Source organism: Pseudoalteromonas sp. ND6B, assembly GCF_000764215.1.
Classification (GTDB): Bacteria; Pseudomonadota; Gammaproteobacteria; order Enterobacterales; family Alteromonadaceae; genus Pseudoalteromonas; species Pseudoalteromonas tetraodonis.
This window is the reverse complement of sequence record NZ_JQFL01000082.1, coordinates 1-10,430: the sequence shown is the minus strand read 5'-3', so window position 1 is coordinate 10,430 and position 10,430 is coordinate 1. Positions and strand designations below refer to the sequence as shown.

Annotated in this window: 12 protein-coding genes; 2 read left to right on the top strand and 10 right to left on the bottom strand. The window is 41.3% G+C overall.

What is annotated here, in order from left to right:
* Positions 1-38: 38 nt before the first annotated feature.
* The 8 genes from ND6B_RS00735 to rplM form a co-directional block, all read right to left on the bottom strand.
* A protein-coding gene (locus ND6B_RS00735) for an IS3 family transposase (RefSeq protein WP_152569104.1) occupies positions 39-1,585 on the bottom strand; the annotation gives its coding sequence in 2 pieces (ribosomal slippage) (positions 39-1,105 and positions 1,105-1,585; 1,548 coding nt in all).
* 180 nt (positions 1,586-1,765) lie between these two features.
* Entirely contained in the window at positions 1,766-2,203 is a 438-nt protein-coding gene (locus ND6B_RS00745; protein WP_008110860.1) for a ClpXP protease specificity-enhancing factor, read from the bottom strand.
* Entirely contained in the window at positions 2,203-2,829 is a 627-nt protein-coding gene (gene sspA / locus ND6B_RS00750; protein WP_013464041.1) for a stringent starvation protein SspA, read from the bottom strand. Before sspA ends, ND6B_RS00745 begins: the two co-directional genes overlap by 1 nt.
* 79 nt (positions 2,830-2,908) lie before the next feature.
* Complete coding sequence (locus ND6B_RS00755) at positions 2,909-3,652, bottom strand: cytochrome c1 (protein ID WP_008110862.1); 744 nt, start codon at positions 3,650-3,652, stop codon at positions 2,909-2,911.
* Positions 3,649-4,914, bottom strand: a complete 1,266-nt coding sequence (locus ND6B_RS00760; RefSeq protein WP_008110864.1) for a cytochrome b — start codon at positions 4,912-4,914, stop codon at positions 3,649-3,651. Before ND6B_RS00760 ends, ND6B_RS00755 begins: the two co-directional genes overlap by 4 nt.
* On the bottom strand, positions 4,914-5,504 hold the full coding sequence (gene petA, locus ND6B_RS00765; protein WP_010390661.1) for a ubiquinol-cytochrome c reductase iron-sulfur subunit: 591 nt from the start codon (positions 5,502-5,504) through the stop codon (positions 4,914-4,916). Before petA ends, ND6B_RS00760 begins: the two co-directional genes overlap by 1 nt.
* Before the next feature lie 625 nt (positions 5,505-6,129).
* The gene (rpsI, locus tag ND6B_RS00770; RefSeq protein WP_024600778.1) at positions 6,130-6,522 is read right to left on the bottom strand and encodes a 30S ribosomal protein S9; all 393 of its coding nucleotides are present in this window, start codon (positions 6,520-6,522) and stop codon (positions 6,130-6,132) included.
* An 8-nt stretch (positions 6,523-6,530) separates the two neighbouring features.
* Complete coding sequence (gene rplM, locus ND6B_RS00775; RefSeq protein WP_008110876.1) at positions 6,531-6,959, bottom strand: 50S ribosomal protein L13; 429 nt, start codon at positions 6,957-6,959, stop codon at positions 6,531-6,533.
* Positions 6,960-7,359: 400 nt separating this feature from the next.
* On the opposite strand from rplM, the gene ND6B_RS00780 reads away from it, so the two are divergent.
* Positions 7,360-7,707, top strand: coding sequence for a four helix bundle protein (locus ND6B_RS00780; RefSeq protein ID WP_013464039.1), 348 nt, complete (start codon positions 7,360-7,362; stop codon positions 7,705-7,707).
* 44 nt (positions 7,708-7,751) lie between these two features.
* On the opposite strand, the gene mutM is transcribed toward ND6B_RS00780, so the two are convergent.
* Together mutM and ND6B_RS00790 are read right to left on the bottom strand one after the other, a co-directional pair.
* Positions 7,752-8,561: a bifunctional DNA-formamidopyrimidine glycosylase/DNA-(apurinic or apyrimidinic site) lyase gene (gene mutM / locus ND6B_RS00785; protein WP_033104357.1), complete on the bottom strand. Its 810-nt coding sequence runs from the start codon at positions 8,559-8,561 to the stop codon at positions 7,752-7,754.
* Between the two features lie 12 nt (positions 8,562-8,573).
* Positions 8,574-9,074, bottom strand: coding sequence for a hypothetical protein (locus tag ND6B_RS00790; protein ID WP_013464037.1), 501 nt, complete (start codon positions 9,072-9,074; stop codon positions 8,574-8,576).
* Between the two features lie 117 nt (positions 9,075-9,191).
* On the opposite strand from ND6B_RS00790, the gene ND6B_RS00795 reads away from it, so the two are divergent.
* Positions 9,192-10,115: a manganese-dependent inorganic pyrophosphatase gene (locus tag ND6B_RS00795; protein ID WP_033104356.1), complete on the top strand. Its 924-nt coding sequence runs from the start codon at positions 9,192-9,194 to the stop codon at positions 10,113-10,115.
* Positions 10,116-10,430: the final 315 nt, after the last annotated feature.

Here is a 10,430-nt window from a genome sequence, read left to right as displayed (position 1 = left end):
CGGAGTTTTTCAAGTTAGTTGTCGCCTCAAGTTAAATTTTATGCCGCCCGCATTTCTTCTTTTTTCTCAGGATTCAAATTTATTTCGTTTATCATTGACCAATCTCGTGACTTTCCTGACCAACGACTTGGGTTATTCAATTTAGCAGCATCGTTTACCTGCTGACGCTTGGCTAATATCTCTTTATCTAAACCTGAATGACGTTGATTTGGCGTCACAAATTTTATACCACTGTGTAGGTGCTCATTATTGTACCAATCAACGAATCCGCTTACCCATTCTCTTGCTGCGCTTATATCTTCAAATGCCTTTTCTGGGTATTCTGGGCGATACTTTAACGTTTTAAATAACGACTCAGAGTACGGGTTGTCATTACTTACTGACGGTCGGCTAAATGATGGCACAATGCCTAGCTCCTGTAATGTTGCCAACAATGTCGCGCCTTTCATTGGGCTGCCATTATCTGAGTGCAACGTGACTTGCTCTCGCTTTATTTGCTCTCGACTGCAAATATCCTTCATTAAATCTGCGGCTAATTCACTTAACTGTGTGTCGTGAACCTGCCAACCGACAACCTTTCGACTAAAAATGTCCATCACTAAATATAAGTATAAAAACTGCCCTTTTACGCTCGTTGGTAAATAGGTGATATCCCAGGTATACACTTCATTTGCACGCACTGCCTTCAATGCTCTTGGCTTTTTCATCGGCTTTGCCGGCTTTACTTTTTCTCTATGCGTTAATAAGTTATGTGCCTTCATGACACGATAAAATGAACTTTCAGACGCTATCCATATGCCGTTATCAAGCAGCTTAGGGACTATTTTACTGGCCGGTAAATGCCCATACTCAGTTGAGTTAACCGTATTAATAATACGCTGCCGCTCTAACTCTGTGAGACGATTTGGCGGCCGTTTTATCGTACTTGTTCGCTTGTCAGTCATATTGTCAGCTTCAATCCAACGTTGAACGGTTCTTGCCGTCAGCCCAAGTAACTCACATGCTTTTTCTTTCCTTGCCCCTGAATCCTGCGCGTTTGTAATAAGCTTTATTAATTCATGTCGCTCAGCCAGTGTTGTTAATCGTCCTCGTTGAAACCCCAGAGTGCATCCGCTTTTTTTTTGAGAACAAGCAGAGCGGCTGTTTCAGCTAAGGCCTTATCTTTACGATTCAGTTCTTTTTGCAGCTGTTTTATCTCTTGCTTAAGCTGTTTACTGTCTGATTTAACTAGTTTCGTTGTAGGTCCTTGGGCAAAATCTTGCTTCCACTGCTTAATATGATGCGGGTAAAGCCCTTTATTACGACAGTATTCATTAATGGCTGTTTCATCTAAATGACCACAGTCAATAATCGCGCTGAGTCTTTCTTCTAAACTCCAGTCTTGTGGTCGTTTTTCTGCTGTCATTTGGCTACCCGTCTGGTGTGTTTCAAGTTGATGTTTTTTTGCGAGTGCTATCCAACGCTGTAACGTTGAATAACCGACACCTAAATCATCTGCAATATCTTCTAAGCGAACATCATCACATTGAGATAATGCTTTTTCAACCGCTTGAACTTTAAATTCTTGTGTAAATCGACGTCTCATTATATCTGCCTCTATTAAAAGTTAGAGGCGACAACTATCCTGACACAGGGGGCCTTTAGCCTTTAGCCTTTAACCTTTAGCCTTTAGCCTTTAGCCTTTAGCCTTTAGCCTTTAGCCTAATATTTTCATACAGACATAAAAAAACCGCTTCTTAAGCGGTTTTTTTCTAACATTTACGGGCTATTTTATAACGCGTAAATGTGAGCCTTTTTTCTTTTCAGGCTTGGGAGCTGGCGTTTCATCAACTATCTCTGGTGATGAATCAACACTTTCAAGCTCTGGAGCAAAATCGTCTTCGTCCTCTAAAAACTCATCTGCAGTAAAGACCGTGCCTTCGCCATTTTCACGTGCATATATTGCAAGTACAGCCCCTAAAGGCACGTACACTTGCATTGGCTGGCCGCCAAAGCGCGCGTTAAAGCTAAGCTGAGTATTATCTAACGAAAACTGCGTAACCGCCGAAGGGCTTATGTTCAATACAATCTGGCCATCTTGAACAAACTGTGTTGGCACTTGCACTGCAGGAAAGTCAGCATTAACCACTAAGTGTGGCGTGCATTCGTTATCAACAATCCAATCAAAAAAAGCGCGTAGTAAATAAGGACGATTAGAGGTCATTATAAACGGATCTCACGCTCTGCTTCAGTTAAAGAAGCTTGGAATGATTCACGTTCAAATAAACGGATCATATACTCTTTAAGTTCTTTAGAGCCTGCACCATTTAGCTCAATACCAAACTCAGGTAAACGCCATAATAGTGGAGCTAAGTAACAATCAACCAAGCTAAACTCTTCACTCATAAAGTAAGGCGCTTCACTAAAGATCGGTGCTATTGCAAGTAATGCTTCTGTCAGCTCTTTACGCGCTTGCGCTGCTTCAGACGTGTTGTTAATGATTTTTTCAGCTAGGCTGTACCAATCAGTATCAATACGGTGCATCATTAAACGACTACGACCACGCATGACCGGGTATACAGGCATTAGTGGAGGATGAGGAAAACGTTCATCAAGGTATTCCATGATGATGTTTGCCTGATATAAACCAAGCTCACGGTCAATCAGTGTTGGCACTGTGCCGTAAGGGTTAATTTCGTGAAGTGCTTCTGGCAGATTATCCTTTTCAGCCATATGAATATCTACACTTACACCTTTTTCAGCAAGTACAATGCGTACTTGGTGGCTATACATACAGTTAGCACCAGAAAAAAGGGTCATTACAGGGCGCTTATTGGCAGCTACGGCCATGCCTACCTCCATTAAATAACTAAAACAGCAATAGGGGCTTAAGCCCCTATTGCAAAATTACCTTTAAATATGTTCAAACTTAATGAACATCTCTCCAGTATTCTTTCTTCAGCATAAATGCCAAGATAAATAGAATCACTAAGAATCCAAGTACCTTAATACCTAGCGCTTCCGATTCGAGACGTGTAGGTTCACCTACATACTCTAGGAAATTCGTTAAATCACGAACTGCTTGGTCATATTCATCTACACTTAATTCGCCCGTACCATCTGTTTCTGTACCAGTAATATGAGTGGTTGTTTTACCATTTACTGTTACTTCTTCAGTAATTGCAGTAGGAACACCTTGCAACTCTTGAAGAACATGTGGCATACCCACTGATGGGAATAACGTATTATTTACGCCAAACGGACGAGATTCATCTTTGTAAAACGATTTTAAATAGGTATAAATCCAATCACTGCCACGCACACGCGCAACATTTGTTAGATCCGGCGGAGCCGCACCAAACCATTTTGCAGCATCTTCTTTCTTCATTGCATTATTGATATGACTACCTACTTTTGAACCATCAAAAATAAGTTGCTCTTGACCAATCTCTGTTGGAATACCAATATCGCGGAAAGTACGTTCATAACGTTGATACTGCATTTGGTGACAACCAAGACAGTAGTTCATGAACAACTTTGCGCCACGTTGCAAAGAAGGTTGATCAGATATATCGTTACCCGCTTCCATTAGAGGAACTGACGGGCCTGCCGCCATTGCTGGTAATACGTTTACTGATAAAGCGAATAAACCAATAAGTAGCTTTTTCATCATTTCGTTAACCTCTCAGGCAATGGCTTAGTTTTTTCATTCTTACTGTAAACAAATAACAGTACGAAGAACATAAAGTAAGTCACAGTACAGATTTGCGAAACAAGCGTTTTAAAGTCAGTTTGAGGTGTAGCACCAACCCAACCTAAAAGAACGAAAGTAACTACAAAGCCTGCAATGTTCCATTTGTGGAAACCACAACGGTAACGAACTGAACGAACCGAACCACGGTCAATCCAAGGTAATAATGCTAGCACGACAATAGATGCACCCATTGCTGCAACACCCATTAGCTTGTCTGGAATCGCACGTAAGATTGCATAAAACGGCGTAAAGTACCAAACAGGGAAAATATGCGCTGGTGTTTTAAGTGGGTTTGCCGGTTCAAAGTTTGGCGCTTCTAGGAAGAAACCACCCATTGCAGGCATAAAGAACACCACCCAACAGAACAAGATTAAGAAGCCAACCACACCCACAATATCTTTTACTGTGTAATAAGGGTGGAACGGTATCGCATCAATAATGTCTTTTTTATCTGTGTAGTATTCATGGAACTTAAATTTAGGCTTGTCTTCTTCAGCCACGGTTCCTTTTTTACGTTTGTTATCAATACCGTCAGGGTTGTTAGAACCCACTTCGTGCAATGCAACAATGTGTAAAAATACTAAGATAACAATAACCAGTGGTAATGCTATTACGTGTAATGCAAAGAAGCGGTTAAGCGTTGCACCCGAAATAACGTAGTCACCACGAATCCACAGTGTTAAATCATCACCAATTACCGGAATAGCGCCGAACAGTGAAATGATTACCTGTGCACCCCAAAACGACATTTGACCCCATGGTAATAAGTAACCCATGAACGCTTCAGCCATTAGGGCTAGGAAAATAAACATACCGAATAACCACAGTAATTCACGTGGTTTTTGGTAAGAACCGTAGATCATGCCACGGAACATATGCATGTAAACAACGATGAAGAACGCAGATGCACCCGTTGAATGCAAATAACGTAATAACCAACCGTACTCTACATCACGCATGATGTATTCTACTGATGCAAATGCACCTTCAGCAGATGGTACATAGTTCATCGTTAACCAAATACCGGTAAGGATTTGGTTAACTAGTACTAACATAGCGAGTGAGCCAAAGAAGTACCAGAAGTTAAAGTTTTTTGGTGCTGGATACTGTGCAATGTGCATGTTCCAAACACGTGTCATTGGGATACGGTCGTCTATCCACTCAACAATTTTACCAAACATTAGGCCACCCCTTGTTCTTCGCCCACTAAAATAGTGGTCTCATCAAGAAAAGTATATGGTGGAATTTCTAAATTTAATGGTGCAGGTACCGATTGGAATACACGGCCAGCCATATCAAACTTAGAACCGTGACATGGACAGTAAAAACCGTCATCAGTCCCTTCCACTTTCTCACCAAAGCCACCTTGTAAAAAGCTAGGTGAACAACCCAAATGCGTACAAATACCTACAGCGACAAAAATCTCTGGGCGTAATGAACGGAAATCATTGGTTGATGATTCTAATTGTTGTGGCTCTTGCGATTGCGGATCACGAAGTTGACCTTCATGTTCTTTCATCTGCTCAAGCATTTTTGGGGTCCGTGATACAACCCATACAGGTTTACCACGCCACTCGACACGTATTAATTGTCCTGGCTCAAGTTTGCTGATATCTACTTCTACAGGCGCACCCGCAGATTTAGCTCGCTCACTTGGATTCCAAGACGCAATAAAAGGAACAGCAGCCCCAGCCGCACCAACACCACCAACAACAGAGGTAGCTATGGTTAAAAAGCGACGTCGGCCATTGTCTACAGGCGCATTGCTCATCCACTTATCTCCACTATGATTCTCAACACTTGCTATATTGAGAACATCAGTTACAGCAGGTTAATTTTTCGAATTTTAAAAGAGAAACGATCATAATTAAAACCCTTGTTTAAAACAAGGTTATTCACAGCCTCCTGCTCGAATAATCCTGACTTGCTCAAATAGTTGATTAAGTAAGCTCGAGTATGAAACCAAATGACTATAGTATCGCTTCCGTAAAAACAATTTGTAAACAAGTACAATCTCACCAACTAAGTACAGTAACCACTGAATTTGGCGACATTAAACTCATTTACTTTATTTGCCCGCCAATTGTAGCAAAAAAATTCACCAATTAACTGATGGATTTAAACTAATTGCGATAATTATTTAACTTTTTTTGCGTTAGTTGGTCATTTTTAAGCTTTCGTTCAATAAATACGCATGCTTTGCCGATTCTGATCAAGCTAATGTCGACATTAGTCTTAAAGGGAAAGGTTTTAGGTTTTAGGTTTTGAGCTTTAGGTTGTTCTGGATCTTTGTCTTCCTGATATCTAATACCTTTATCTTCCTAATACCTTTTATTTAATCTAAAAACAAAAAACCCAGCATAAGCTGGGTTTTTGAATTCTTGATAACGTAAATATTAACGTTTTGAGAACTGTGGACGCTTACGCGCTTTCTTAAGACCCACTTTCTTACGTTCAACTTTACGTGCATCACGAGTAACGAAACCTGCTTTACGAAGTTGTGGACGTAGTGACTCGTCAAACTCCATAAGTGCACGAGTGATACCGTGACGGATAGCACCAGCTTGACCAGTAGTACCACCACCGGCAACGGTGATGTGAAGGTCAAATTTTTCAGTCATGTCTACAAGCTCAAGAGCTTGACGAACAACCATGCGTGCTGTTTCGCGACCAAAGTACTCTTCTAAAGAGCGCTTGTTGATTACGATGTTACCAGTGCCTGGGCGTAAGAATACGCGAGCACTTGAACTTTTACGACGACCTGTACCGTAGTATTGATTTGCCATGATAGTGCTCCTTAAATGTCTAGAACCTGAGGCTGTTGTGCAGCATGGTTATGCTCAGTACCCGCGTAAACTTTAAGTTTGCGGAACATAGCGCGGCCTAAAGGACCACGTGGCAACATGCCTTTAACAGCTTTTTCGATGATCATTTCAGGCTTTGCAGCTTGAAGTTTATCAAAAGTAGTAGACTTAAGACCACCTGGGAAACCAGAGTGAGCGTAGTACACTTTATCTTTGAATTTGTTACCAGTAACAGTAACTTTCTCAGCGTTGATAACGATGATGTAATCACCAGTATCTACGTGTGGTGTGTACTCAGCTTTGTGCTTACCGCGTAGGCGATGAGCGATTTCAGTAGCGATGCGACCTAAAGTTTTATCTTCAGCGTCAACTACGTACCAGTCACGTTTTACTGTTTCTGGTTTAGCAACAAACGTTTTCATTTATAAAAATCCAATGTTTTTCAATTAAAACCACAGGTAGTTATTATTAACTACCGCTCTAAGTATGCTACAACCCCTTCGAGTTTTAGACTTTTTCGCCGCTCACAAGTGGCTAAACTATATGAGGACATAGAACGCAACGTGGCAGACGCGGGAGTATACCAGCACTTAAATCACATTGCTACCGGCCGGTTGTTTTTTCCGCAAGAAAAGTTATTACTCAGCGGTCAGCGGTCAGCGGTCAGCGGTCAGCGGTCAGCGGTCAGCGGTCAGCGGTCAGCGGTCAGAAAAGCTAATTATAACTTTAGAGTCAACAGAAAATACTTCCTTGCTGAAAATAGATATTTGTAGTTAATAAAATATCAACTAGGATAAAAACTGAGCATAAGGATTTTGTATTATGAACTTTGAAAACTTAGATGTATGGAAGCGCTCAGCCCGCCTTAGCGCTGATATTTACAGAAATACACAACTAATTAAAGACTTTAGCTTTAGAGATCAATTAACACGCTCTGGTTTATCTGTTCCTAGTAATATAGCTGAGGGCATGACAAGAGAGAGTGATAAAGAAAAAACACGCTTTTTAGATATCGCTCGCTCTTCGCTTGCTGAGGCAAGAACCCAAATATATATTGGCATCGATATTAACTATATTGATACCGACATAGGTAAGTCTTGGCTAAATGAAACAGTCCAGCTGTCAAAAATGCTAACAAGTTTGATAGCAAAAATAAAAACAAGTGAGTAACCATTCTTACTGACAGCTGAAAACTTACAGCTGACAGCTATTCTCTACTTCTGACACACCTCACAAAAAACAGTGCTGCGTTGGCCTAAACGAATTTCTGTTAGTGCTGTATCGCAATTTACACAAGGCTGGCCTTTTCGGCCATACACTAATAGCTGTTGCGCAAAGTAGCCTGGCTTACCGTCACTTTGGGCAAAGTCTTTTAACGTCGTGCCGCCTTGGGTAATTGCAGCGGCTAAGGTGTCTTTTATAATTGGGATTAACGCTTGGTAGCGTTTAAGGCTTACTTTACCGGCTTCTTTTCGCGGATCGATACCCGCTTTAAATAACGACTCGTTAGCATAAATATTACCGACCCCCACCACAACGGCGTTATTCATAATAAACTGCTTAACGGGCACTTTTTTATTACATGATTGCTCATAAACACGTTTAGCAAAAAAGTCATCAGTGAGTGGTTCAGGGCCTAATTTAGCAAGTAGCTTATGCTCTTCATTGGGTGCTTGCCATAAACAACAACCAAAGCGGCGTGGATCATTTAAACGCAGCGCCTTATTGTTCGCTAAAATAAACTCAACATGGTCGTGTTTTTTAAGTGGCTCGGTTTTATTTACAACGCGCAAGTTCCCTGACATCCCTAAGTGCAATATAGCCGCCCCAAGCTCACATTCTAATAGCAAGTATTTTGCGCGGCGTTCAATACTGCTAACCACCAACCCTTCAAGTTGGTATACCTCATCTGGCACAGGCCAGCGCATACTGGCATTATGAATGTTTACCTTAGTAACGACTTGGTTTAGCACATGGGGGGTAATGCCCATGCGGCTAACTTCTACTTCTGGTAATTCAGGCATTTATAAAACTCACTATGAAAAGGTAAAACTAGGAAATAATTGCTTGGCAGTGCTTAAATCAAGCAACATTAGCCGCTGACTGGTTTTCTCGAGAAGATAATACTCACCATTTGCTTTATATAATAAGTACATCCAAGGTAGGGGCTCACCGGCGAGTTCAAACGTCGCTGCCGATAGTGGCTTATTAATATCAAGCGCATCAGGTGTGGCTGTTGTCATTAACGCTGTATTTTGCCATAAATAAACAAGCTCACTAAGTTGCTGCTCTGAACCTTGCCAACTAAGCGGTACCTCTTTGATCAAAGCAGTAGTACGCCAGCTTGTACCAATGCGCTCAATTTTTTGGTCGCTAAATTCAAGTGTTAACACAAAGCTTTGCACAGGAAGTAGTGGCTGCAGTTGCGCCTGCGTTTCATCGGATCCAATCTTTTTATGAAGACCATTTAAAAAGAAGATCATGATCAACATAGAAAAAATAATAACATTGTTCCAACCTTTGCGGCTTAATCGCATATGCAGTTCCTAATTTATATAAGGTTTTCAAGTTTAGCTAAAACTTAATTGCACTGTCTATATGTTAAAAGCTGGATACTTTGCTAGAATATCGGCAAATTTTAAGGAGTTTAGTCAATGTCAATGTATGTAGTGGGCCATAAAATCCCAGATTCAGATTCAATATGTGGTGCAATTGCACTGGCTTATTTAAAAAACCAAATTGATGAGCCGGCAATTCCAACCCGCCTTGGTGAAGTATCACCAGAAACACAGTTTATTTTAGATAAATTTGGCTTCGAAGCACCTGAGCTTAAACTTAGCTACGCTGGCGAAGACGTTTACATTGTAGACCACACAGAAAAAACCCAAGCACCTGATGATATTGATCAGGCTCGCGTTGTTGGCGTAGTTGATCACCATAAATTAGGTGATTTAACCTCATCGACACCGCTTGAGTGTTGGATCCGCCCTGTTGGTTGTTCAAACACCATTATTAAGATGATGTACGATTTTTATAACGTAGAGATCCCTAAAGATATTGCTGGCATTATGCTTTGCGCCATATTAAGCGACACGGTTATTTTTAAATCACCAACCTGTACCACAGCCGATATTAAATGTGTTGAAGCACTTGCAGAAATTGCAGGCATTGAAGACTTTAAAGAACTAGGCATGGACATGTTCCGCGTTAAATCAGCCGTTGAAGATACGCCAGTACGTGATTTAGTAATGCGTGACTTTAAAGACTTTAACATGAACGGTAACCTTGTTGGTATTGGTCAGTTAGAAGTTATTGACCTTGCGGTATTTGACGAGATTAAAGCCGACCTTGAAGCCGACATTGCCAAGCTTAAAGAAGAAGGCGGTCGTCATTCAGTATTTTTACTTCTGACCGACATTATGAAAGAAGGCTCACAAATGCTAATTGCATCAGACGATGCCAGCCTAGTTGAGCAAGCCTATGGTGAAAAACCAGAAGACGGTAAAGTATGGCTAGACGGCGTATTAAGCCGTAAAAAGCAAGTAGTGCCCCCACTACAAGACGCTTTTAATAGCTAGATTCGAGGTTCGAGATTCGAGATTCGAGGTTCGAGGTTCGAGGTTCGAGGTTCGAGGTTCGAGAAATTTAAAAACCTTGCGGTTAACATCGCAAGGTTTTTTTATGCCTGTAGGCGGGAGTTTACCTCGCGCACTTTCACAACATTTCAAACAACCTGCGCGGCATAAAGCCCCGCCTTGTATCTCTCTGTAATAGATGATTAGCTATCATTTATTACATCGGAAGTTAGTGAGCTTGTAGCCCCGCCCAGTACTTGATACTGAGCCGTAGATTAAGCCCTAGCTTCCAATTCTCAACAAACTGAATGGTATCCA

Bases quoted from the DNA above. Each gene is read 5' to 3' on its own strand.
- ND6B_RS00745 (WP_008110860.1), bottom strand. From the start codon at position 2,203: ATGACCTCTAATCGTCCTTATTTACTACGCGCTTTTTTTGATTGGATT.
- sspA (WP_013464041.1), bottom strand. From the start codon at position 2,829: ATGGCCGTAGCTGCCAATAAGCGCCCTGTAATGACCCTTTTTTCTGGT.
- ND6B_RS00755 (WP_008110862.1), bottom strand. From the start codon at position 3,652: ATGATGAAAAAGCTACTTATTGGTTTATTCGCTTTATCAGTAAACGTA.
- ND6B_RS00760 (WP_008110864.1), bottom strand. From the start codon at position 4,914: ATGTTTGGTAAAATTGTTGAGTGGATAGACGACCGTATCCCAATGACA.
- petA (WP_010390661.1), bottom strand. From the start codon at position 5,504: ATGAGCAATGCGCCTGTAGACAATGGCCGACGTCGCTTTTTAACCATA.
- rplM (WP_008110876.1), bottom strand. From the start codon at position 6,959: ATGAAAACGTTTGTTGCTAAACCAGAAACAGTAAAACGTGACTGGTAC.
- ND6B_RS00780 (WP_013464039.1), top strand. From the start codon at position 7,360: ATGAACTTTGAAAACTTAGATGTATGGAAGCGCTCAGCCCGCCTTAGC.
- mutM (WP_033104357.1), bottom strand. From the start codon at position 8,561: ATGCCTGAATTACCAGAAGTAGAAGTTAGCCGCATGGGCATTACCCCC.
- ND6B_RS00790 (WP_013464037.1), bottom strand. From the start codon at position 9,074: ATGCGATTAAGCCGCAAAGGTTGGAACAATGTTATTATTTTTTCTATG.
- ND6B_RS00795 (WP_033104356.1), top strand. From the start codon at position 9,192: ATGTCAATGTATGTAGTGGGCCATAAAATCCCAGATTCAGATTCAATA.